A 25,462-nucleotide genomic window follows, 5' to 3' on the forward strand; every position below is an offset into this window, starting at 1 on the left:
CTCACTCATCCCAAAGATTCGCCAAAGTATAATCACTTCCTTCCAGACACCAGAAATCTCCCTTAATATAACGATAATGTTTGTCTAATTGACTCATTCTGTCCATTTGTCCTGCAGAAAGCACAATATCTGCGGCCTCTAAATTTTCCTTCAAACGAGTTGGATTAACCGATTTCGGAATCACAGAAGTGCCTCTGTTTACTGCCCATGCCAACATCACCTGTGCTGGAGAGCATCCTTTTTCCTGAGCAATATTCAAAATCGTTTTGTTTTCAAATAACTTTGGTTCATTGGGTGAAACCCTGCTTGCAGGACGGTCTGCTGAACCTAAAGGACAAAACCCTGTAATGGCTATATTATTTTGTCTGGTAAATTCTACTAAGGGTTTTTGTTGGTGAAAGGGTTGTAATTCCACCTGCAATGCTTCCGGTAAAACACCCACTTCATCTCTTAACTGGCTGATTTTTTGGATGCTGAAATTAGAAACGCCTATATGTTTAGCTAAGCCTTTTTCTTTTAAATCAATCACGGCTTGCCATGTTTTACTTAAGGGTAAATCATCCAGGCTTATTAAATCATCGGCTTTTTGCGGATAATTCACACCGTACACCAAGGCAACAGGCCAATGGACAAGGTACAAATCCAGGTAATCTATTTGCAGGTTTTTCAATGACGTTTCAATGGCAGGCTGCACATCTTGTGTTCGGTGGCGGTTGTTCCAGAGTTTTGAAGTAATCCAGAGGTCTTCGCGTTTTACCTCATTATTTTTAATGGCGTCAGCAATGGCTTGTCCTATTTCTTCTTCATTGCCATAGATATGTGCACAGTCAAAATGTCTGTAGCCAATTTCAATGGCAGTCCTGATATTCTGGTAAATTTCTCCTTTGGTTGATTTCCAGGTTCCTAAGCCTATGGCGGGCATTAAATCACCGTTGCTGAATTGTAGATATTTCATTATTTTAAGTTAGGGGTTAGATTTTTGCGAAAATACTGAAATGTCTTTATAAAAAAAATTAACGTCTTTGTTGTTAACAGTTTAATTCAGGGCTTCATTGTGAGTTGTATAACTAATCCGTACGACATTCACCCAACTGTGCGCATTTTCAAACTCCCGGATAAATTCTTTACTAATTTAACACAGGTTACAGAAAATATTTTTTCTGTAAATTGTTTATTATCAATTGAGTGCGCTAATTTTAATAAAATTTTATTACTTTTTTTAAAATTCTATGTAACCTTTCTTTCTTTACAGGGTTTCCACTACGAATTTGATAACCAACATATCTTAAACGTGTGAATACACAAGATAATCTATTAATGCTCCAGGTAAAGGCGGGCGACCTCGATAAAATGGGTCTGCTGTTTGAGCGGTATCACCGCCCTTTGTTTGGGTTTTTGTATCACATGACAGGTGATACCCAGACAAGTGAAGACCTGGTTCAGAATGTATTTTATCGGATGTTGAAATATCGACACACTTTTACGGCTGAGGGGGAGTTTCATACCTGGATGTATCATTTAGCACGCAATGTGATGAATGATTCTTACAGACAGAACAAACACTCATCGCAGCATTATGCTTTAGAGAATTATGCAGAAAGGGTTGGGGGGGGCATAGCTGCCGATGAAGAATTAGAAAAAAGGCAGGAGACAGAAATGTTGCAACGCGCCATAGATAAGTTAAGTCCTGAACACAAAGAAGTATTGATAATGAGCAGGTATCAGGAATTAAAGTATGAAGAAATTGCAACGATTCTGAATACTACCGAAGGTGCCATAAAAGTAAGAGTGCACCGTGCCATGAATGAATTAAAAAAACACTTTTTAAAAATTGAAAATGGAAGCAAAGCTCATGAATTGTGAACACGCCAGTGAAATGATGGTAGATTGGTTGAATAACCAGATGCCTGCAGCTGAGAGGGCAGCTTTTGAAGTCCACCTGAACGAGTGCCCCGATTGCCAGAGAGAATTAAAGGCTACCCGCCAGCTTTGGGAGGTAATGGGGAATGTAACCATACCAAAACCAAGTGATAATCTTCCGATTCAGTTCTATACTATGCTTGAAGGTTTTAAGGGAACTGAAAATAAGAAAGTAGAGAAAACTGCTTTCTGGGATGACCTGAAATATAAAATAGAGTCGTTTTTTACACCAAGATTATTATTGAGAGTATCTTATAGTATGTGTTTGTTATTGTTGGGCCTGGGTGGCGGTTATTTTTTAAGCAGGCAACAAACGCCTGACTATCAGGCGCAGATTAAGGAATTATCTAATCAGGTACAGGAGATGAATGAGAAGATGATGCTGACTTTATTGGAGAATGAGAACTCTTCTGCTACCGAACGTCTGCAAGCGGTAAGTTATACCAAAGAAATTGATAAGGTAGATGGAAAAGTTCTTGAAGCCCTCTTGAGCACACTAAATAATGATGAAAACGTAAATGTACGTTTAGTAACTCTCGAAGCACTGGCGCAACTGGCTGATAACCCGAGAGTAAGAGAAGGGCTGGTTCAATCTATTTTAAAACAGGATACCCCATTAGTACAGGCTGCCCTTGCCGATGTAATGGTTAAACTGGAAGAAAAACGCTCAATTAAACCTTTACAACGGCTATTGGAAAAAGACGATACAGACGTGATAGTGAAGACCAAAATCAAAGAGACCCTCAAGGCATTGTCTTACAGAGTATAAAATAAACATACAAAATATGAAACAGTTGTTAATCCTACTTTTAGCAGGAGTGGTGCTTGCTTGTGCCCCTGCTACGGCTCAGAAGCCACAATTTAAAGAGCATTTAAGTAAGCAATTTGACCTGAAAAAACCAGCCAGCCAAACTGTATTAGGCATCTATAATGTAGATGGGTTTATTAAGGTAGAAAGCTATGCTGGCAACAAAGTGATGATAGAAATTGATAAAACGATTTCTGGTAAAACGCAGGATATTGTTGACGAAGGCAAAGCAGAGTTTAAGCTGGAATTTGCAGAAACAGGCGATAGTATTCTGGTGTACATTACTGAACCTTATGATACAAGGCCTGACCGAGAAAAAAGAAACCGTAACTGGAATCGCAGAATTGAGTATCGAAGTACCTTGAATTATACTGTAAAAGTACCAGCCGATATTAATCTTCATGTTTCAACTATCAACAATGGTGATATTGAGGTAAAGGATGTAACGGGGGCGATTAAAGCTAATAATATCAATGGAGGTATTTCATTAAGCAATGCTAAAGGTGCTACCGAGGTGCATACTATCAATGGCGATGTAACCATCAATTACCTGGCGAGTCCTCCTGAAAAATCATCTTATTATACCCTTAACGGTAATATCAGAGTAACTTATCCGGCGTCTTTTTCAGGAGACTTACAGTTTAAGAGTTTTAATGGGCAGTTCTTTACTGATTTCCCGGATACCCAATTATTAGCACCGGAAGTTACCAAAAATATAGAGCATAGAGGCGATGGCACTGTCTATAAGCTCGACAAAAAGACCTCTATCCGCATTGGCAACGGAGGCAGAAAATTCAAATTTGAAACGTTCAACGGAAACATTTATATTAAAAAACAATCGTAAAAATGAAAAATAGTAAAGCAATCATCGCAGTCTTAGTGCTAATGTCAATGAGTATAATCACACCTGTATTTGCTCAGAATGAAATCAAAGAGCAGTTAGTGGTACCATTAAGCGACCCTGCCAAATCGGGGACATTAAACGTAGGATTAATCAATGGGTCTATAAAGGTAACAGGATATGCCGGAAAAGAGGTTGTTATTGATGCTGAAACTACTCCTATAACCAATAAAAAGGAAAAAGTAGATGAGTCGGCAACCGGTATGAAACGCATTAACCCTCGGGGAGGTCTTGAATTATCTGCTGAAGAGAAAAATAACAAGGTAAATGTAAGCTCAAGTAGCCATCGCCAACCTGTTAATTTAGCAATCAAGGTACCACAACAATTTTCCTTAAAAGTAAGTACTGTCAATAATGGAGATATTGTGATCGACAATGTAACTGGTGAATTGGAAATTACTAATGTAAATGGAGACATTACTATGACCAATGTTGCAGGGTCAGCCGTTGCAAACACTGTAAATGGCATCATTAAGGCCAATTTCAAAACGGTAACTGATGCACCAATGGCGTTTACAACCCTGAATGGAAATGTTGATGTCACTTTTCCGTCAAATGCTAAAATGAACGTTAAAGTAAAATCTGATCGTGGAGAAGTTTACAGCGATTTCGACATGGATATTGACAAATCTGCACCTAAAGGAGTTCGAAGCAACCAGAATGGCATGTACAAAGTAAGTATCGAAGAGTGGATACAAGGTAAAGTGAATGGTGGCGGTAGCGAAGTAATGATGAAAAATATGCACGGAAATATTTATATCCGCAAGGCTAAATAATACAGTGTTAAACTCCTCTACAAAATTATGAAAAACGGTGCAATCCGGGATTTTAGAAGCCGGATTGCACCATTATAAAGATTTTATTGGTTTATGTCTGCACAACTTAACTCAATTTAGAAGATAATGGATTACCTTTAACCCCTTCTTTAAAAACCGAGATGGGGTTAATTTTTTTCAGGTAGACAAATTTGCCGTCATTATTGTAGCATCTCCTGACAAAAATCCTGATTTTTACCTGAACCCAAATGTATTTTTCCTGAAATGAAAAAAGTAATCATTATACTCAGTATAATTATCAACATCTGCCTTTTGGCAAATGCCCAGAAAAAACCAAGTAAAAGTAAACAGATTAATACCTTTATTTCAACGATACATAGAGATGGGCAGTTTTCAGGAGGATTGCTGGTTGTTGAAAAAGGTAGAGTTATTTATAAAAAAGGCTTTGGGTACGCTAACCGAGAAACCAAAGAACTCTTTACAACGGCTACTCCTTGCTATATAGGCTCTGTCAGCAAACAGTTTACAGCTATGGGGATTATGATTTTACAGGAAAGAAGGAAACTGAGCTATGATGAGTCTATCCGTAGTTATTTCCCAGATTTACCTGTGTGTATGCAAAAGGTTACTATTTTACACTTGCTTCATCATTCTGGCGGCTTAGCCTTGTTCGGCGATTTTCCTGATATGAACGAAAAAGACGTGTTTGATATACTGCTGAAACAGCAAAGTCTGCATTTTAATCCGGGTGAAAAATTTGAGTACTGCAATGCCGGATACACTTTACTGGGTATGATTATAGAAAAAGTATCAGGTGAATCTCTTAATGATTTTCTTACAAAAAATGTATTTCTTCCTGTGGGTATGAAAAATACTTACGTAAACAGCCCGGCTTCACACAACAAAAAGAGAGCCGTGGGGTATTATTTATTTGGTGATGAAAATAATTATGATACTTTTATAGGTGGAGCAGCTTCGGTTGTATCAACTATTGACGATCTTTATCTTTGGGATAAAATGTTATACGCTCCTACTATTATTTCAGCAAAGACCTTAGAAAAAGCCTTTGAGAGGGATAAATTAACAAATCCTGATGAAATGTATGGGGTAAAAGGCTATGGTTTTGGCTGGTTTGTCTCTTTGAAAGATGGTAAAAAAATTATACAGCATGATGGCGGCTTCGGAGGTTTTCGTTCGTACATCGAACGTCAGCCACTATCACGTAACAGCATAATTTTTTTAAGCAATGTAAGGCATTCAATCACCGGACAGTTACGTGAGGGAATTAATAATATTCTAAAGGGCAAGCCTTATTTGATCCCTGGAAAATCTTGGGCTAATAAGATTATTGAAGAGGCAAATACTATTGGCATGGAACAGGCTATTGCTAATTTTAAACAAAATAAAAACAATAAAGAGAACAATAGATATTATTTCAGCGAAAGTGAGGTCAATTCTTTGGGTTATTATCTGATGAATCACAAACGGTTGAACGATGCAATTCTTTTTTTTACATTAAATACCGAAGAAAATCCTACATCTTCAAATGCCTTTGATAGCCTTGGTGAAGCCTACATGAATGAAGGAAATAAAGAATCAGCGATTAGTAATTATAAAAAATCATTTCAGTTAAATCCGCTCAACGACAACGCGAAGCAAATGATTGAAAAACTTGATAAAGAATAAATGGGTTGGGGTGATAATGATTGATTAAGACAATAATTACACTCATGTAAAACGTTAATGATTGAAATTAATCAAGGAAGAAATTGAAAACCAAATCTATTAAAGTAATCCATATTCTTTGTATTTTGCTATTAGGCTTTTTATCACCCTCTTGTGCCCAAAGCAATGATTCTGAGGAAGATTTTTCGATAATGGAGCAGTCTATTTTAGAAGAAGTAAATGCTTACAGGGCTACTAAACGATTGAAACCCTTGCAGATGATGCCACTTATAACTGATGCAGCAACAAAGCATAGTAAAGATATGGGAAGGGGTAGAGTGCCTTTTGGACATGATGGTTTCGATAATCGCATGGACAAAATCATGCGAAAGATTGAAAATGCCAATGCCTGTGCAGAAAACGTAGCTTTTGGGAAATTTACAGCAAAAGAGGTTGTAAAAAGATGGATACAAAGCCCAGGGCATAGAAAGAATATTGAGGGTAATTATAACCTGACTGGAATAGGTGTTGTAAGAGGGAAAGATGGTTATCCTTATTTTACTCAGATATTTATAAATCAACGAGCCATGTAATATTTATGGCAAAAAACATTTCTGTTGATCCCTGTCGAAGTCGGCAGGGATTTTTTATTTCTATATCATTTCTTTTAATTTTTAAGCTGGTAAATTGTATTTCTATCAGAATAATTTTACTAATTTTAAGCATGAACAGACGACATTTTATAGGCACAGCCATAACTGGTAGTATTTTAGCAAAAAATAATATTGTTTTTGCAAAACCAGCCAATGAGATGAAAATCAGTGTATTTTCAAAAACACTTCATTGGATTCCAGACTATAACAAACTGGCCGAAACCGTTGCCGGAATCGGTTTTGATGGTATTGATCTGACGGTCCGACCTGATGGGCACGTACTTCCTGAAAAAGTAGCTGATGACCTACCGAAGGTTGTAGAAGCCTGCAAAAAGGCGAATATCAGTGTACCGATGATAGTTACGAATATTTTAGAAGCGAATCCGATTTCGGAGTTAGTTCTGAAAACGGCTTCATCATTGGGTATCAAGCATTATCGGATGGGTTGGTATGGTTTTGATGTCAAAAAAGATATTCTGACACAGGTAGCTACTTTTGAAGAAAAAATGAGAGGAGTAGCCGCTCTTAATAAAAAGTATAATATTTCAGGCGAATACCAGAACCACGCCGGCTTGTTTTTGGGAGCAACCATCTGGGATTTAGAACCTATCCTTAAAAAAATCAATTCTCCGTTATTGGGTTGTCAGTACGATGTACATCATGCTACGCACGAAAGTGAAACATCCTGGGAAATAGGGTTCAGAATCATAGAGCCTTATATCAAATCAATTGCTGTTAAGGATTTCAGACGTGTATTAAAAGATGACAAGTTGGTAAAAGAAGGTTGTCCTCTCGGACAAGGTGTTGTCAATTATAGTAAATATTTATCATTATTAAAGCAGTACAATGTTTCTGTACCTATTACCATGCACTTTGAGTATAAATTGGGTGGGGCTGAAAATGGTGCAAAAAACATCACAATTGACCCAAAAGAGGTAACCACAGCCATGAAAAAAGACCTGACCGTCTTTAAAGGCTGGCTGAAAGATACTGGTTTATAAATAATTTTATCCTACTATCCAAAGCTCAACTTACGATTAATAAACATTAAGGCAGAGCTTCAATAATATTCACCCCTAAAAATTCTACTATGAATAAACTACTTTATTCTGTTATTCTTTTTATTGTCAGCATCAGCCCGTTGGCCGCACAAAAAAAGAAACTGATTTTTCCGGATAAGCCCGGAATGGTATCTTACACTTATCGTAAAAGTCTTGCAAAAGATGCTGCCGCTACTTTAGATACAATCAAAAACCTGGGAATTACCGACATGGAGTTTTCGAGTCTGTTTGGTAAAACAGCACAAGAGATGCGGGCTTTATTAGACGCAAGAGGTATTAAATGTTCTTCTTATGGTGTTGGCTATCCTGATTTGCAAAATAAAATTACCGAGGTAGCACAAAATGCCAAGACTTTAGGTGCTTCTTTTGTTCGGGTTGCATGGATTCCCCATCAAGGAGATTTTACGCTTGCTATGGCACAAAAAACGGTTGAAGATTTTAACCGGTTTGGCAAAATACTAAAAGATGAACATGGACTCACTTTCTGTTATCATAATCATGGATATGAGTTTCAACCGCACGAAGGAGGTACCCTGTTTGATTATATTGTTCAGAATACCAATCCTAATTATGTGAGTTTTGAAATGGATATTCTCTGGACTTTCTTTCCGGGTCAGGATCCTGCTGCTTTGCTTAATAAATATGGCAACCGGTTTAAACTAATGCACCTGAAAGATTTGAAGAAAGGGGTAGCAGGCAATATGTCAGGCGGAACATCACCTGAAAATGATGTGCCTTTGGGAACCGGACAATTAGATATACCTGCGATTCTGATCGCAGCTAAAAAAGCAGGAGTTGAACATTATTATATAGAGGATGAAAGCTCCAGTATTGCTACTCAGGTGCCTCAAACCATTGCTTACTTAAAAAATCTGAAAAAAAAATAATATCCATCTGATGATTCGTATTAATTACAAACTTAAACCTACCGACTTATCTGATAAATTGAAGAGATTCTGGGAGCTTTCAGGTGAGAAAATTTCTTTGATCGAGCAAAACTATGATGCTACTAAGGGGTCACCTGTATTTACGGCCGATGGAAAATATACAACACGTGGCTGGACTGAATGGACACAAGGTTTTCAGTTTGGTTCAGCAATCCTACAATTTGATGCTACTGGTGATAATAGTTTTTTAGAAATGGGTCGTCAGAAAACCATTGAAGTAATGGCTCCGCATATCAGCCATATCGGCGTACATGACCATGGTTTTAATAACGTGAGCACCTATGGTAATTTATTGAGGTTGATGCAGGAAAGTAAAATTGAGACCAATAAATGGGAAAAAAATTTTTACGAATTAGCACTGAAAATATCTGGGGCGGTACAGGCAAGCCGCTGGACAAACATAAAGACAGGAGGTTTTATTCATTCTTTTAATGGTGCTCATTCATTGTTTGTAGATACCATTCGCTCGTGTCGGGCCTTAATGTTGAGCCATAAATTAGGCCATGTGTTTCAGGGAGAGGGAGATGTGAAAATCAGTTTATTAGAAAGAGCCTTAGCTCATATTAAAGCTACTGCTGATTACTCTGTGTTTTATGGGGAAGGCCGTGATTCTTACGACATCTGGGGACGTACGGCACATGAAAGTATATTCAATACAAAAGATGGAAATTTCAGATGTCCAAATTCACAACAGGGATATACAGGATTCACTACATGGACACGTGGTTTGGCCTGGGCTATCTGTGGTTTCCCGGAAGAACTGGAGTTTCTGAGTATTCTGAGCGATGAAGAATTAGAGCCTTATGGTGGGAGAGCGGTCATTGAGAATTATATGCTGAGAGCGGCTCGTGCTACTTGTGATTTTTATATAGAATATACTCCAATAGATGGTGTACCTTATTGGGATACCGGTGCACCGAACCTACACAAATTAGGTGATTACTTAAATCAACCTGCTAATCCGTTCAATGATTATGAGCCTGTGGATAGTTCGGCCGCGGCCATTGCCGCACAGGGACTTTTACGCCTGGGTAGATATTTAATAAATAAAGGTGAAGTAGAAGCAGGGGAAAAATACTGGCAGACAGGTTTAACTGTGCTGGATACCATTTTTCAGGAACCATATTTAAGTACCAATCCTGATCATCAGGGTATTTTATTACATTCTATTTACCACCAACCCAATGGTTGGGATTATGTGCCGGAAGGTAGCAAAATTGCTTTTGGGGAGTCGAGTATGTGGGGCGATTACCATGCCCGGGAAGTGGCTCTTTATCTACAGAAAATTATTGATAATGATATCTATTATACGTTTTATAACTGTTTAGACAGATAAACATTTACGATTGAATATATGAGTGGCAAGTTTAAACCAAAATATACAAGAGTAGCGCAATTAAAGACTGCCGCCGATTTGCGGAAGTACCTGGAAGATGGGCAGGTTGATTTAGATTTTGATGATGAGTTGATAGATGCCGCAAAATCTCCCTTTGCAGAATCTTTAACCCTCAAGTCTGGCAAATTAATTGGTAACCGTTTCTGTATTCTTCCAATGGAAGGGTGGGATGGTACGAAAGATGGCAAACCAAGTGAATATACCAAACGCCGCTGGGAGAATTTTGCCATTAGCGGGGCTAAATTATTATGGGGTTGCGAGGCTGCTGCTGTACGGCATGACGGACGTGCAAACCCCAATCAGCTTTTGATTAATGAAGAAAATCTTCCAGAGTTTGAAGCCTTGTTCCAAATGGTGATGAGCAAGCACGCCGAGAAGTTTGGAAGTACTGATGATCTGGTGGTTGGCTTGCAATTAACACACTCGGGCAGATTCTGTAAACCTAATAGCCATACAAAGTTTGAGTCTAAGATTTTATATAATCATCCTATATTGGACAAAAAGTATCATTTAGGTGAAAATTACCCCTTGATGACCGATGATGAGATTGATGCTCTGGTAAAGGATTTTGTAAAAGCGGCTGTATTGGCTCAAAAAGCAGGTTTTCATTTTGTAGATTTAAAGCATTGCCATGGATATTTAGGGCATGAGTTTCTGAGTTCGTTCAATAGAGAAGGTAAATATGGAGGTAGCTTTGAAAATCGTACCCGATTCCTGAGAAATATAGTTGAGGGAATAAAAAAAGAAGCACCTGGGCTGGAAATGGGGATTCGTTTGAGTGCTTTTGATTGGGTGCCATTTAAGAAAGACAGCGAAGGGCAAGGAGAACCTGATTATTCAGCAGGTGAAAAATATCATTATGCCTTTGGCGGCACTGGGCAAGGAACAACCATTGATTTAGAAGAACCAAAAGCATTTCTGGCATTGGCACAGGAATTAGGCATTCAGTTGATATGTATTACAGTGGGTAGTCCTTATTATAACCCACATCTGATGCGCCCGGCCACATTTCCACCTTCGGATGGGTATTATCCGCCAGAAGAACCATTTCTGGGTGTAGCAAGACAAATCAATGTAACCAACGAACTGAAACAGGCATTCCCTGAATTAGTAATAGTTGGGTCGGCGTATTCATACGCTCAGGATTGGTTGCCAAACGTTGGTCAATATGTTTTAAGAAACAATATGGCCGATTTTATTGGTTTAGGCAGGATGGTATTATCCTATCCAACCTTACCCGATGATGTATTGAACAACCGACCAATGCAGCGTAAATTGATTTGTCGTACCTTCTCAGACTGTACAACAGCACCTCGAAATGGTTTGATTTCAGGTTGTTTTCCGTTAGATCCGATATACAAAAATTTGGATATTGCCGACACTTTAAAAAAAATTAAAGAACAACAGTGAGAAAAGTAGCATTTATTACGGGTGGAAGCAGGGGTATTGGCCTTGGCATAGCCGAACATCTGGCAAAGGCAGGGTTTAATCTGGCTATTAATGGTATGCGCCCGGAAGACGCGGTTAAAGAGATAATGATCAATTTATCAAGATTGGGTGCCGAGGTTATTTATTGTCAGGGAGATATTGCTTCAGCTGAAGATAGAAAAATAATGCTTCAGCAAATAAAGGCCCATTATGGTCATTTGCACGTATTAGTAAATAATGCGGGAGTAGCTCCAAAACAGCGAAATGATATTTTAGATGCAACAGAAGAAAGCTTTGATTTTGTGATTTCAACTAATCTGAAAGGGACTTACTTCTTAACACAGGCAGTAGCCAACTGGATGATAGAACAACGGAATAAGGATTTGACATTTTGCGGTTGCATTATCAATGTTTCTTCTATTTCGGCCACTGTAGCATCGGTCAATAGGGGAGAATATTGTCTGTCAAAAGCAGGATTAAGTATGGCAACCCAACTTTTTGCTGTTCGGTTGGGTGAGTATAACATCCCTGTATATGAGGTGCGTCCGGGAGTAATTAAAACTGATATGACTGCAGGAGTGACTGCCAAATATGACCAGCTGATAGAAAATGGTTTGTGTGTACAGAAACGATGGGGGTTTCCTGACGATGTCGGGAAAGCAGTAACAGCCTTAGCCAAAGGGGATTTTCCTTACTCAACGGGGCAGGTACTTATGGTAGATGGAGGGATGACTTTGGCGAGGCTTTAGGAATTTAATAATTGCGTGATTTAGTGAATGAGTGGTTAGTCTGAACTGTGATTTAATGGATTAACCTGATTTCACTGATTCTGAGAAAAGTGAAAGTTATTAACACTTAATTTTGTTAAAGTATTTTCAGCGAAATCAAATCAATCAGCTAAATCACCGTTCAGACAAAATAATCGCTCATTCACTCAATCACCAAATAAATTCAATCTTTCAACCTTTTAACTTTTTATACTATGAAAAAATTCTCGAGAAGAGATATGCTTAAAACAGCCCTACCTGGCTCGTTGGCAGTCATGTCTATTCCCACTATTATTCCGTCTACCGCTTTTGGAGCTAACGATAGGCTTCGGGTAGCTGTAATTGGTATCAACGGCCGTGGGAAAGACCACATTTCAGGTTTTATGAAGCAGGAAAATGTTGAAGTTGCTACCCTTTGCGATGTCGATAAAGTTGTGTTGCAGGAAAGAGCTACTGACTTTGAGAAGAAATATTCAAAGAAAGTGCAAATGGAACAGGATTTAAGAAAAGTTTATGAAGACAAAACCATTGATGCGGTAAGTATTGCAACGCCTAACCATTGGCATGCTTTAGCGGCTATCTGGGCTTGTCAGGCCGGGAAAGATGTTTACGTAGAAAAACCAGCCTGTCATAATCTTTACGAAGGCCGTAAACTGGTTGAAGCAGCTACTAAATACAACAGAATCGTACAACATGGGGTACAGTTAAGAAGTTCAGCAGCTATTCAGGAAGCCATTAAGCATTTAAGAGATGGGCTTATTGGAAAAGTATATATGGCCCGCGGAACCGTGTATAAATGGAGACCGGATATTGGTAATCAGGGACCTTCGCCTGTGCCTGAAGGCTTAGACTGGGATTTATGGCAAGGGCCGGCTCAGGCCAGAGAATTCAGCAAAAATTATGTTCACTATAACTGGCACTGGTTCTGGGATTATGGCAATGGTGACATAGGAAACCAAGGTATTCATGAAACAGACCTTTGTATGTGGGGGTTAGATGTAGGTTTGCCGGAAGAAATTACTTCTGCTGGAGGTAAATATCTATGGAATGACTGTAAAGAGACTCCAGAGGTATTGACTTCAACCTACAATTATCCAAAACAAGGTAAGGTAATTCAGTTTGAAGTTCGCCCATGGATGACCAACAAAGAAGATGGGGTAGAAGTAGGAAATATTTTCTATGGAGATAAGGGTTATATGGTTATTAATGGATACAATGACTATAAGACTTTTCTGGGAAGAAACCGTGAACCGGGCCCTGCAAGAAATGCCGGAGGCGACCACTACAAAAACTTTGTAGATGCAGTGAGAGCTAAGAATAAATCATTGTTAAACGGCCCTATTGAAACCGGACATTTAGCTGCGAGCATTGCTCATCTTGGGAATATTGCTTATCGATTAGGCAGAAGTTTAAAGTTTGACCCTAAAACAGAAACATTCCCTGGTGACAAGGAAGCAAATGCAATGCTAACCCGCAGGTATCGTGCGCCTTATCTGATTCCTAATAAGGTGTAACAACTTTTATCCCGTATTCCGACCTTCCCGAGCAATGAGGGGAAATTACAACCGAAACCTCACTGTCAGGGAAGGGTATTGGATTCTTATTTAACCCTATCCTATAACCTTTTCATGACCAATTCTACGACAAACTCGCAAAATATACTTAAACAACTCTTACAACTACCCGTACTTGTTGCCGCATTGGGCTATCTGGTTGATATGTATGACCTTTTTCTTTTCAATGTGGTTAGAGTACCAAGCCTGAAAGAATTAGGGTTTGAAGGGGACCAATTATTTGAAGAGGGTGCCAGACTACTTAATATACAAATGGCAGGAATGCTTATTGGCGGTATTATCTGGGGCGTAATGGGTGATAAAAGAGGACGCTTATCAGTACTTTTTGGTTCAATAATTATTTATTCGCTTGCTAATATTGCTAATGGCATGGTTGGTACTATTCCGCAATATGCTATTTGCCGGTTTATAGCAGGAGTTGGTCTGGCTGGTGAGTTAGGTGCGGGAGTGACCCTGGTAACAGAAATATTGCCCCGACAAATCAGAGGTTATGGAACAACTATTGTTGCTACTTTAGGGTTAGTCGGTGCCATAGCTGCTTATTTTGTAGCCGAGCTTTTTGCCTGGCGTGTTTCTTACTATGTGGGAGGTGGTATGGGTTTGTTATTATTAATTTTGCGTATCAATGTATTTGAATCCAGAATATTTGTTGATGCTAAAAATAAGCATGTTTCGAGAGGGAATCTGCTGATGCTTTTTAATAATAGAACCCGATTTATCAAATACCTGATGTCGATACTTGTGGGCTTGCCAATCTGGTTCGTTGTTGGTATCCTGATTACTTTCTCACCCGAATTTGCTAAAGCTGCCGGAATAGTGGAGCCTATTAATGCCGGTAAGGCTGTCATGCTGACCTTTACGGGACAAGTATTTGGCGATATAGCAAGTGGTTTTTTGAGTCAGTATATGCAAAGCCGAAAGAAAGTAATATTACTTTTTATTTTACTTTCATTGGCATTTGTATTAGTGTATCTTTTAATTCCTGTAAGCAGTAGTTATAGCTTCTACGTAATATGTGCCTTTTTGGGCTTCTGTAACGGTTACTGGACGCTATTCATTACAATTGCTGCTGAATTGTTTGGTACAAATCTCCGGGCAACAGTTGCCACTACAGTACCTAATTTTGTTCGTGGAGCAACCATTCCGTTATTAGCTATTTTCAAGTTTCTTAAACCTGATATGGGTATTATGTATGCAGCTTTGGTAATTGGTGTTTGTACCTCTGCCATTGCCCTGATTGCGCTGTGGAATATTGATGAGACTTTTACCAAAGAAATGGATTATGTGGAATAATCTTTATGAAAATACGCTGAGGATTCATGATTATCGTTTTTCTGATTTTAAATCAGAAAAACGATAAAATATTTTGTTTCTGGTAACTATAAATCCAATGATTTACTTCAGTTTTCAATAAACTGAAATTAATGTAATTTTTAAAAAATTCACATCTATAGATTATTGCCAGCTTCTTTGTGTATCATGTTCTACTAAAAACCCGAATCAATTCTTTGTTTGTGTAAAATGCCGAACTAAATTTGTTGTAGTTTAAAATTCGATTGTATAATTGTTTTTTTTACTTCTCGATAGAATTATAACTAAGTCCGGATTATATAATGAAAAAGCTTGCTTTACTGATAATATTACTGTTGGTTGGAGGTACTTTAAGTGCGCAAGAGAAAAAAAAGAAATTCTTTGTAGCAGAGAAGGTGAATTATGAGGCTAAGAGTGTTAAAGAAAACCAGGAAAATGACGATGAATTGAAAGATGAAATGACTAATTTTCTGGGTTTTGGTTTCAGATTATCTATAACCAATATGGAAGAAAAAGTAAATGATCCGGCTAATAAAGATAAAAAGAAAATGGGTTTGCGATTTCAGATAGGTTTTCAAATGCCCAAATTTATTAAAACTAACCCACCCCAGAAACTCTTCAAAGCTGGAATGGACGTAGGAATTGTGAAATAAATACGGATAAGTTCAATTTCCAGAAACACCTGGTGTTTCTGGAAATTGAACTTATTCTACTCTTTTCGCTTCAATTTCTTCAACTGCAAATAATCTAAAAAGTATATCACTTTCAATGAGAAATTATTGTTTTGCTCGGTTTGGAGTGTATTTTGTAAATTATCAAAATAGTTGTTGGTAGCCAGTTTAGAGTCTATAAAACCGGCTTCTTTCCATACAATATTCAAGAAACTTCCCGGAGCAAATTGCCAGGTATAGACCATGTCAATATTAAAGAAATTAACATTACGGTTAAGATTGTCAGTAATATTGTTTTTGGGTGTTAGCTTACCATTATCAGTAAGCGTGAAAAATTCCTTAGTTTTTACTACACTTGCATAATGTCTGGCTCTGAAAGTAAGTCCCATTTTATTGGTGAAATTATATTTCAAATATAATATGTGGTCAATGGAATTAACGTTTCTAAGAGCAAACAAAGGAGTATTGTTCTCGAGTAGTGTTGAAAAACCAAGGCCAGTTGGTCTGCCTTGATATTCAACAGAATGCCTGATTGAAAACTTACTGTTGAATCGGTATTGATGCGAGAAAAATATATCTGCTCCGTTCAGGTCATAAAAGTTCATATATACTCTTTCGGCTATCTGAGCATTTACAGAATATTTTTTGGCGTAGTTACTTTCAATCCACGCACCAGCCATCATGCTCGCTCCACGTTTAAAAACTTTTCCAGTTACACGAGGTTCGTAGAAGTCATTTTGTTTAGGCGTAAAATTGGCAAATATACCAAACCAATGCAATTTCTTGGTTTGGGCGTTCAAATTTACATTAATATTAGATTGTTGGTATTTTGATTTAATATCTCCAATCGGGGAGTAGAGAGAACTTAGCGTGGCATTAAAATTATAAAATAGCCGATTATACCATTTTTTTGGCTCTGTGTAACGATAACCTACATACAAAGTATGGTCAATGAAATTATTGTTAGTGAAATAGCCTAAATCGTTACTTGTATATTTTGTGTCGGTCAGTTGTTGTGAAATGTTAAAATTAAATCTTCCACTTGTTTTAGCAAACCCGAATGAATGACTATATCCGGTTGTGGTCTTTTTATCTGGTATTTTATAAGTGAGATTACTGATAGCAACACTGCCCGTCCAGTTATAAGTATTTTTCTTGTCAAAAAAACTGAACAAACCTGAACTTACATTGGCATTATAATTATTGTTGCTTCTTAATACACTGGTATTAATGAAACTCACGCTTGAATTATGTTTCAGGGTCTGGTCAAGTACTAAAATGTTGTAGTTAGTAGTGGGGTCGGTTTCAACTTTTCGCCTTTCTCCGGTTTCAGAATTTTCAATAATGGCATATTGCGGTCGAGTAATGGCATTCAGCAAACCAATGCCTAACCCACCTTTCATACGTCCTGAAATTTTGGAGGCATTGATTAATTTGGATTCTGTTGGATTCTTAATTACTTTCTCTTCAGGCTTTAAATTATTGTAGGCTTCTCCAGAATTAATTGGAGAGCCGCCAATTCTTCTTGAATAGAACAAATTTCCCTTATTAAATAACTCTGTGCCTTCTGTAAAGAAACTGCGGTATTCGTTATATTTTACTTCAAAGGGTGTGAGATTGAGTACCCGATTATCACTTTGAACCTGACCGAAATCCGGGATGAGGGTAGCATCTAAAGTAAAAGCCTGGCTTAAACCTAATTTTAAATCTAATCCGCCTGAAACCTGATTTGTCCAGTTTTTCTGGTCGGCCTGATTCAATGGAAAATGATTGGCATAAACAGAAAAATAAGGAGAGAGTTGTAAACGAATCGGAGGTTTTATATCTGAAATGCCTGTCCAGAGGCCTTCCTGGGTTAAGAAACCGTTTACATTGGGGTCAATTGCACTCCAGGTATTCTGTTGTTCAGTTTTGCGTCTTCTTCTGGTAATATTTACGCCCCAATCCTGTATTTTGTCTTTGCTGAAACGAATAGCCGAATAAGGCAGGAATATCTCAAATGACCAGCCTTTATCATGTATCACTACGGCACTTTTCCAGACCGCATTCCAACTAAAATCTTCCCCGCCATTATCGCTATTAGTGTTTGAGGTCATCTTGGCATCCCATTGCTCACCTAAGGGGGTGATAAAATATTCAAAACCGTTGAGTTTATCGTTATATGTATCGAAAATAATTCCGATATAATCGTTTGCCCCAAAGCCATCACGACCGACCAACTCTTTTGAAATACTGTCAAGGCTTCGTTCGTAACAGGTGCCACCAAAATATATTCCTGCGTCATCATACATCAGGTAGGCTTCTGTACGATTAGCATATTCTTCTTTACGACCTATTACCGGACGAAATTCGGTATAGTCATCAAGAAGAGAGGCATCCTGCCAGGCAGGTTCATTCAATCGACCATCAATTACAACAGATTTGTCAGTACGCCTGGCTTCTAATCGCTTAGGTACTATCTGGGCAAACAGGGAAGTATAACCCGCAAAGGTTAAAGTGAGTAATAATAGCTTTTTCATAAAGATTAATCATACGTATAAATACCCGGCAAATTTAAAGCAATTTGTCTTAAGCCTCTATTAAATTATGTTAAAAGGCTGATTATTCAGGTTATCAAGAGAAGTATTGACTATAAAAAGACAGAAGAAAGGATAAAATGTTGCATAGAAGCAGATTTTATTTGATTTCTAAAATCTGCTTCTTGTATGATGATAGATGGCTTCTGAAAAATCAGTAGTGAGTTTTTATTTTCCTTTCAGCTTATTTTCCAATACTTTCATAAAGTACCCCCCAACCACACTTCTTGCCTGAAAACCTACCATTTTTCCAGTAGTAGTTTCGTGCCAGTCGCTAATAGGTACACGAGAAATAGTCTGAGTAGCGTATTTATACATAGGTTCTGCAATAGCTTTAAAATCTTCTGGTCTGCTTGCTAAAACGGAAGTCCAAATTATCCAGTCCGACTTAGTATATGTTTTACGGCTGTCTAATGGCAAACCAAAGGCATTTTGTTTGGTGAGATAATAAGCTACTTCTTTTTCGTAAACTTCTTTCGGGAAAAGATTCATTTTCAAGAGCTTATCCCAAACCAAATTGTATTTCTGACTCCAGGTCCCTTTGTCGTTAAATGTCAGAGAGTAATGGTCACCATCAGTAGCCATTTCCATCCATTTAGATGCCATGTTTTTTGTAATATTACGATACTTCAATGCAGTTTGTTTTTCCCCTAACTGTTCTGCCATTTGAGCATACCCACCTAAAGCTACTATTGCCTTCATTGACAGGTTGGCATTTCGGGCTAAATGTCCGGCAAAATCATCTGTACATAACTGAAGTGCGGGGTCAAGCCCTTCTTTGCTAAGATAGTCAGCCCATATTGAGAGCGTTTTCCAGTGTTTTTTTGCATAAAGTGCATTGCCTTCAATTCGGGCAATTGCAGCTGTCAGAACAATCATATTTCCGCACTCTTCCACAGGCATATCTTCGCCATAAGTCTGACCATTTGCTAAAGGATAAGTGCCTAAATCATGGGCAGCAAAAGGTTTTGTCCAATTCCCGCTTTCGCTATAATAGAAAATACCATTAAGCATGCCTTTTAATAAATCTGGATTGTATGCCAGAAATAATGGTGCAGATGGATAGGTAACATCAACTGTATTGATTGAGCCGTTACTGAAGTTTTCTTTAGACAGAAATAATAGTTCTCCTGTAGGACTTTTGACTAATTTATGAGCCGCAATGCTTTGACGATAAGCCAGTTCGCATAGTTTAGCATACTGCTCTCCTCCAGCCTTGAACGCATCATTATAAATCATGCGATTAATAGCCTCGCATTTCTTGATAATAACTGCATAGTCTTTATATGCCCTGGCCAATTGCCCCTCAATGGTAGCTCCTTTATCTAATCTCCACCATGGCGAAAGATTTGTGTGGAAATACTGTATTGACTGAATATCATCATAGCCAATCAAAAATAGTTGTTCTTTTGCGGTACTCCCGACTTTACCGATGTTTACCAAGGTATTAAGCATTAAATGTTTACCGCCTAAATTATTACCTGGAATATATTTGAATGCCTCAGAGATATCAGCACTTTTGGCAAATGATTGTAGTACATTGGTTTTAGGCACAGCTACGTACATATATCCCCAATCAATACGTACATCATCACCCTTGAGCTTAAGTATATTCTGAGAGGTAGTGCCAGCTTTCAAAATTGCAAGACCGTTGGCTGAATATTTAGTAGCTTGTACTTCCTGAGAAGGAGTATTTGTGGCAATATCAGTTGATGCGCCTAAATAAATACGAACATCATGCAATAGATTGTCGGTGGCCTTCATTGTTGCATTAATGTAAGAAACCGGACGAGCTAAAACACTCAGGTCATTTATTAATAATGGAGAAGTGAATGTAAGCGTTAAATCAACTTTACCACAGGTAAAATTATAAATGGTCTGTGTAGCATTTACTTTTACTGAGTTCTGAATTGCAGTTTGTTGTTTGGGGTTTTCTTTTGGAATTATTTTTTCGACAATACCGGCATCCAAAATAGCACCTCCTACATTATTGATTACATGAATGGCTAAAAGGTTTTCTCCGGTTTTAAGTTTACTTTTGGCTATATCAGAAATTGGTACATATATATATTTATTAGTCCAGCCTTTTACTTTATACACCACTTCACCGTTCAGATAGACTTCTACATCATCATCATGATTCAATTTCAGGTACAGTGCTTGAGCATTCAGGTCGTTTAATATAAATTTTCTACGCATCCAGATATCCCTGGTATTCCATTGGGTTTTTGACATCGTTGGGTTATTTCCGAATGGGGCGATTCCCTTTTTCCATTGGCTGTCATTAAGGTCAGGACTCATCCAGTTATCTCCCGGATAAGTTTCAGTATAGGCTGCTTCGTAATTGAGTTCGTCTCCGGCAGGAATAATTGTTTCATAGTTATCACCGTTTTTACCTAAAAAATGATAGACAGTACCGTCAACCTCAATCATCCCAATTAATGAATGCTCTGCGCCTGTCCAATGCTTTGTAGGAGATTCAGTAAGGTTGTCAGTAGTGGACCAGATGCTGAAATAAGGGTCATGTGTGATTAAAGGGTAAGCAGGTAACCTGCTGTTTTGTGCAAAAAGCAAATGGAAATTTAAAAAAACAAGTACTCCTATAAGTTTGGTTTTCATGATTGGGGGGTTAAATAAAAACGAATCAGATAAGTTCGCAATTTAAAGAAAATATGATTTTAGGACTAAAATTAAATTCATAATTGTAAGAAAATAGTACCGTATAAACCGCTTTATCATAGAGGTGATTTTTGTTTAGTGGCAAAAACGATACTAGTATTTCATTCATATACTTTCTGTAATGACCTTGTCGGAAATAGTGTTTCAAAGTAACAGGTTTTATAGTAAACAAGGGCTCAGTTCATGCCTGGTACTAAAACAACATGATTGACTTATCACTTTAAAAAAGAGTTTCATTACTATAATCAGCTCTAATTTATCAGACTTTATTGAATAAGAGTATAGCAAAGAACCGGTTTAAACTTAATTCTTATAACCAGCAATCTTTAAGAAATGTATGGGATTGAGAAAAGCATTAATAATTGCATTGCACCAATAAAATAAACTATTAAAATGTTCAGGAAAGCTACAATTCTGAAATTTAATAATTCCTTATAATTTTCTTCAAAACCCTTGCTAAAGTATATGTTTTTTAGCTAATTTTGAGAATGCTTATAACTTAGCTTTGATGTAAATAATTTACTATCTTTCTGCACTAAACTACCTATCTGTTGTGATGTCAAATTGCAGATATTTTTTGTTGTGAGGTGTGTCTTTTTTTTTGATTAAGTCAGGCAAAATTCCTTTTAAAAGTAATGCCAGAGGCACAAGTTTAAGTGACTTTGGCATGAGTGAAACTATCAAACTGCTCCTTATACAATTTTGCGTTCAAATTTACTTTTGAAATTCTCAACCCTTGGGTTAGAGATGTTTGTAACACCATACAGTTTTACACCTAATATAGCCCTAATTTATGGAAAACATCTACCTGTCAAACTATCAGAAAATCTTTGTTTTTTGTGGTCTGCTTTTTAGCTTTCAATTAACTTTTGCTCAGACACCTGCGCCGACAGGAGTAACATCGGACCAGATTGTCTGTTATGATACACCAATGAGTTTAACAGCTACCTGTTCTAAAGGTATAGCTAAATGGTATAATGAATCTAATGTCTTTTTATCGAATGTTGCCCTTAATTTTAATGCTACACAAACAGCTACCTACACTGTAAAATGTCTGTATAATGCAGTTTTTAGTGTTGGGGTTCCGGTTACAATTACAGTTAACAGACCATTTAATGTAACAAGAGAACAATCGCTCTGCCATTGTGATGAACTTGATTTAAAAGCAAGCTGCCCAAATGCAGATGTTGTCTGGTATGGATCAGACACCACATTCCCAATTAGTACAGGCCCTATATTTCATATTGCACCTGATAATTCTACAACCTATAATGTACGCTGTGAGAAAACAGACAGTGATGTACCATGCATCAGTCCGTTTGACACATTTACTATTTATGTCTACTCAACGTTGAATGATGATCCAACAGGGGTTACTGTAAGCCCGGCTATATGCCTTGGAGAAAGTCTGACTTTAGATGGTACCTGTTCGGGAACCGCTCAGCCTTTTTTTTATCTGAACGATGGCATTACTGAGATAAATCCGGTGATTACAAATCTGACGACAAGCACAACCTATAAAGTAAGATGTGAGAGCCTTGATTTATGTCCGAGTGCGTTTACTGACATTAATGTTACGGTAAATGCAGCAACTGCCCCAGCAATTATTTCGACCTCTACGAGTATTTGTAAAGGCGAATCAATATTGTTAGATGCTACCTGCGATGTAGGTGCCGATGTAGTATGGTATGAAAACGATGGAATTACACAAATTGATAATACTCATCTACTTGTTACACCAAGTTCAGATGTAACGTATAAAGTCCGGTGTGAGGTTAGCGGCGACTGTTCAAGCGTTTTTGATAGTACAACCATTACATTAACTTCTGATATCATAACTCAGCCCGTATCCACTCTCGTTTGTTTAGGAGACAATGCTACTTTTGTAGTAGATGTCAGCGGGACGCCAACTTTCCAGTGGCAAAAAAAACAAGATAACGGCACTTTTGTAGATATACCAGCCGGAATTACAAATACGCTTGTTATAAGTAATGTGACATTGGAAGACCGGGGCTATTATCGCTGTCATATAGTGGGAAGCTGCGATTTTTATACCGATGAAGTATTCCTTTCTTTCCCTCAGACTATTATTACAAAAAATAAAGAGGTTCCTGCAAATGTTACGATCTTAGATGAGTTTGGCAACGCTTCAGCCGTTTCAGATAGTCTTGCAGTAGTTGGGGCGTGGTCTAAGGCTAACTATAAAGGTGCTGCCTATGTTTATAAGATGAACCCTGGCGGTAAATGGTCGCAGATTGCACAATTATCTCCGGCAGATCTTTTACCTGATGATTCATTTGGAGCTGCGGTTGCTATCTCGGGTGATACTGTTTTTGTAAGTGCACCTGGTCAGAACGCTGATATGGGAGCCGTGTATATATTCACAAAGGAAACAGACGGTACTTGGATTCAGTTAGATAAGATAGAATCACCCAATCATAGCTCTGATGATTATTTTGGTGGTTCAATTTCAGTTTCTAACGGGCTTTTGGCGGTTGGTGCTGATGGTTGGGAATCAGTATTCATCTATAAAAGAGACGAAATGGGAATATGGAATTATGAAACTGAGCTATTTGAAAATTTCTCAACCTATTATGGTTATTCTGTAAGTATTTCAGGAAAAAATCTCGTGGTGGGTGCGCCTGATGATGGCGCTGGAGGAGCAGTTTTTGTTTACGAAAAAGACGAATTTGATATATGGCAATCCATAGGTAGATACGTGCCTGACAATTTAGATAGTGGGGCGGGTTTTGGTTTTGCAACTGCTATAAGCGGAAATACAATTATTGCTTCTGGTTATGTTGACCCCACTGGTGAAAGCATAGTTCAGGTTTTTGAAAGAGATGCAGTTGGAAACTGGTTTCCGAAAACAAAACTTTCAAGTGCTGATATAAGCGATGAAGGTGGTTTAGGATATTCAATTGCCATTCGTGATAATATCGCTGTTCTTGGCGCACCAGGAAACTTTGTTGGCAAAGGGGCGGCAGTTGTATTTGAAAGAAATACTGCTGGTAACTGGGTGCAGAAGAAATTATTAATACCAAGCGGTTTAGTGATTGGTGATCTATTTGGAACCTCAGTAGCATTAAGCAAAACTTCTATACTGGCTTGTGCATCTTTTCTCTCGTCGCCTTTCCCTCCTGAAGTAAGTAAAGGAGGAGCTTATTTTTATAGCCTGTCTACTTCAATTCCGGCAATAACTAATGTTCAACAGGTTGCGGCAATTTGTTCATCTCAAAAAGCTACCTTTATTCTTACAGGTTTTCCAAGTACTGAAACATATACGGTTACTTATAAAATTGATTTTACTGGCACAGAAAAAACAACAGTTGTTACACCTGACTCGACTGGTAAAGCTACATTTACAGAAACTTTATTATGGGCGAACAATACAAAGAATATCTATATTACTAAAGTGAAAAATAATGCTACGAATTGTGAAAAGACAATTGAAGTGATAGGAGAACTTTCTTTAAAAGCTCCAACCCAAATTACTGGTGGGCCGAATGCTCAAATAGTTTGTGTTGGTGAAACAGCAGTATTTATGGTTGAAGCTACGGGAGAAGGTACTCTCAATTTTCAATGGCAGCGACAGACACCAAGTTCAAGTGGGTTCGGCACACCTCTGAATAATGATTTTTCAGATATTTCGGTTCTGACCCTTGCTAATAGAACACTTGCTGATAATGGAGCTTTGTATAGAGCGAAAGTAACGGGTGAGTGCGGGATAGCGACTTCTGGGGATGCTCCTTTAACAGTTTTGCCAAAGGCGATCGTTACAATTACTGCCGGCCCTCCGGTTTGTCCGGGAACTAATGCAACAGTAGTTCTTTCAGGAACTCCCGGGGCTGAGGTTCACTACGAATCAAATGGTTTTTCAGCATTTACGATATTAGATGGCAGCGGTGTAGCAACCATAAGCACTGGTCCAATAGTTGGTCCAACTACCTATAATTTAGTAAGTGTGAATATTTTTGGGAAATGTAATAGAACATTGTCAGGTAGTGTTGTAGTTGATGTATTACCAACAGGCGCGAGTATTCCGTCTGCACTTGTTTTAACAAGCCCGACAAATGATGTTGCAAATACTGTTGTGTCGAATTATTTTGCACAAAATATTCAGTCGACTAATAAAATTGAAGCAGGTGGTAAATCTGACCAGATAGGTAATAAATATGTATTGTTAGGGCCAGGCTTTGAAGCAGCTCCCGGGAGTATATTCCTTGCTAAAATCAGCCCTTCCTGCCCTTAATAATTTGATAATGATATGCCATTTCAACCACCTTTCTTTCAGAAAAGAGGGGTGGTTGAAATGTAATTAATCCAATT

The 25,462-nt window shown here is 38.0% G+C and carries 18 protein-coding genes; 15 read left to right on the forward strand and 3 right to left on the reverse strand.

From position 1 onward, the window contains the following. Position 1: 1 nt before the first annotated feature. Positions 2-955 (reverse strand): aldo/keto reductase, encoded by a 954-nt coding sequence (locus tag H1R81_RS04310; RefSeq protein WP_181839435.1) that lies wholly within the window; start codon positions 953-955, stop codon positions 2-4. 362 nt (positions 956-1,317) lie between these two features. Between H1R81_RS04310 and H1R81_RS04315 the strand changes: the two genes are divergently transcribed. The 14 genes from H1R81_RS04315 to H1R81_RS04380 all read left to right on the forward strand — a co-directional run bounded on the left by H1R81_RS04315 (position 1,318) and on the right by H1R81_RS04380 (position 15,860). Continuing rightward, positions 1,318-1,863, forward strand: coding sequence for an RNA polymerase sigma factor (locus H1R81_RS04315; protein WP_181839992.1), 546 nt, complete (start codon positions 1,318-1,320; stop codon positions 1,861-1,863). After that, entirely contained in the window at positions 1,838-2,689 is an 852-nt protein-coding gene (locus H1R81_RS04320; protein ID WP_181839436.1) for a HEAT repeat domain-containing protein, read from the forward strand. Before H1R81_RS04315 ends, H1R81_RS04320 begins: the two co-directional genes overlap by 26 nt. Positions 2,690-2,705: 16 nt before the next feature. After that, entirely contained in the window at positions 2,706-3,572 is an 867-nt protein-coding gene (locus H1R81_RS04325; RefSeq protein WP_181839437.1) for a hypothetical protein, read from the forward strand. A 2-nt stretch (positions 3,573-3,574) separates the two neighbouring features. Beyond that, positions 3,575-4,405: a DUF4097 family beta strand repeat-containing protein gene (locus H1R81_RS04330; RefSeq protein WP_181839438.1), complete on the forward strand. Its 831-nt coding sequence runs from the start codon at positions 3,575-3,577 to the stop codon at positions 4,403-4,405. A 264-nt stretch (positions 4,406-4,669) separates the two neighbouring features. Continuing rightward, on the forward strand, positions 4,670-6,091 hold the full coding sequence (locus H1R81_RS04335) for a serine hydrolase domain-containing protein (RefSeq protein ID WP_181839439.1): 1,422 nt from the start codon (positions 4,670-4,672) through the stop codon (positions 6,089-6,091). A gap of 83 nt (positions 6,092-6,174) precedes the next feature. Next, the gene (locus H1R81_RS04340; RefSeq protein ID WP_229251045.1) at positions 6,175-6,663 is read left to right on the forward strand and encodes a CAP domain-containing protein; all 489 of its coding nucleotides are present in this window, start codon (positions 6,175-6,177) and stop codon (positions 6,661-6,663) included. A gap of 131 nt (positions 6,664-6,794) precedes the next feature. Continuing rightward, positions 6,795-7,724 (forward strand): sugar phosphate isomerase/epimerase, encoded by a 930-nt coding sequence (locus tag H1R81_RS04345; RefSeq protein ID WP_181839440.1) that lies wholly within the window; start codon positions 6,795-6,797, stop codon positions 7,722-7,724. A gap of 89 nt (positions 7,725-7,813) precedes the next feature. After that, positions 7,814-8,671 carry a sugar phosphate isomerase/epimerase gene (locus tag H1R81_RS04350; protein WP_181839441.1) on the forward strand — a complete coding sequence of 286 codons (858 nt, stop codon included), beginning with the start codon at positions 7,814-7,816 and terminating at the stop codon, positions 8,669-8,671. Positions 8,672-8,681: 10 nt separating this feature from the next. Then, positions 8,682-10,067 carry a glycoside hydrolase family 88 protein gene (locus H1R81_RS04355; RefSeq protein ID WP_181839442.1) on the forward strand — a complete coding sequence of 462 codons (1,386 nt, stop codon included), beginning with the start codon at positions 8,682-8,684 and terminating at the stop codon, positions 10,065-10,067. Between the two features lie 18 nt (positions 10,068-10,085). Continuing rightward, on the forward strand, positions 10,086-11,537 hold the full coding sequence (locus H1R81_RS04360; protein ID WP_181839443.1) for an NADH:flavin oxidoreductase: 1,452 nt from the start codon (positions 10,086-10,088) through the stop codon (positions 11,535-11,537). Further along, positions 11,534-12,304 (forward strand): 3-ketoacyl-ACP reductase, encoded by a 771-nt coding sequence (locus tag H1R81_RS04365; protein ID WP_181839444.1) that lies wholly within the window; start codon positions 11,534-11,536, stop codon positions 12,302-12,304. Before H1R81_RS04360 ends, H1R81_RS04365 begins: the two co-directional genes overlap by 4 nt. A 233-nt stretch (positions 12,305-12,537) precedes the next feature. Next, a complete protein-coding gene (locus H1R81_RS04370) occupies positions 12,538-13,836 on the forward strand; it encodes a Gfo/Idh/MocA family protein (protein ID WP_181839445.1) in 1,299 nt (432 codons plus the stop codon). Between the two features lie 114 nt (positions 13,837-13,950). Further along, positions 13,951-15,189, forward strand: a complete 1,239-nt coding sequence (locus H1R81_RS04375; protein ID WP_181839446.1) for an MFS transporter — start codon at positions 13,951-13,953, stop codon at positions 15,187-15,189. Between the two features lie 320 nt (positions 15,190-15,509). Further along, positions 15,510-15,860 (forward strand): hypothetical protein, encoded by a 351-nt coding sequence (locus H1R81_RS04380; protein WP_181839447.1) that lies wholly within the window; start codon positions 15,510-15,512, stop codon positions 15,858-15,860. A gap of 56 nt (positions 15,861-15,916) precedes the next feature. Here H1R81_RS04380 and H1R81_RS04385 read toward each other — a convergent pair whose 3' ends face one another. Continuing rightward, on the reverse strand, positions 15,917-18,397 hold the full coding sequence (locus tag H1R81_RS04385) for a DUF5916 domain-containing protein (protein WP_181839448.1): 2,481 nt from the start codon (positions 18,395-18,397) through the stop codon (positions 15,917-15,919). 225 nt (positions 18,398-18,622) lie between these two features. Continuing rightward, a complete protein-coding gene (locus H1R81_RS04390; RefSeq protein WP_181839449.1) occupies positions 18,623-21,073 on the reverse strand; it encodes a glutaminase family protein in 2,451 nt (816 codons plus the stop codon). 853 nt (positions 21,074-21,926) lie between these two features. Here H1R81_RS04390 and H1R81_RS04395 point away from each other — a divergent pair. After that, a complete protein-coding gene (locus H1R81_RS04395; RefSeq protein WP_181839450.1) occupies positions 21,927-25,385 on the forward strand; it encodes an immunoglobulin domain-containing protein in 3,459 nt (1,152 codons plus the stop codon). Positions 25,386-25,462 lie beyond the last annotated feature (77 nt).

The organism is Emticicia sp. BO119 (assembly GCF_013912375.1).
Taxonomy (GTDB): Bacteria; Bacteroidota; Bacteroidia; order Cytophagales; family Spirosomataceae; genus Emticicia.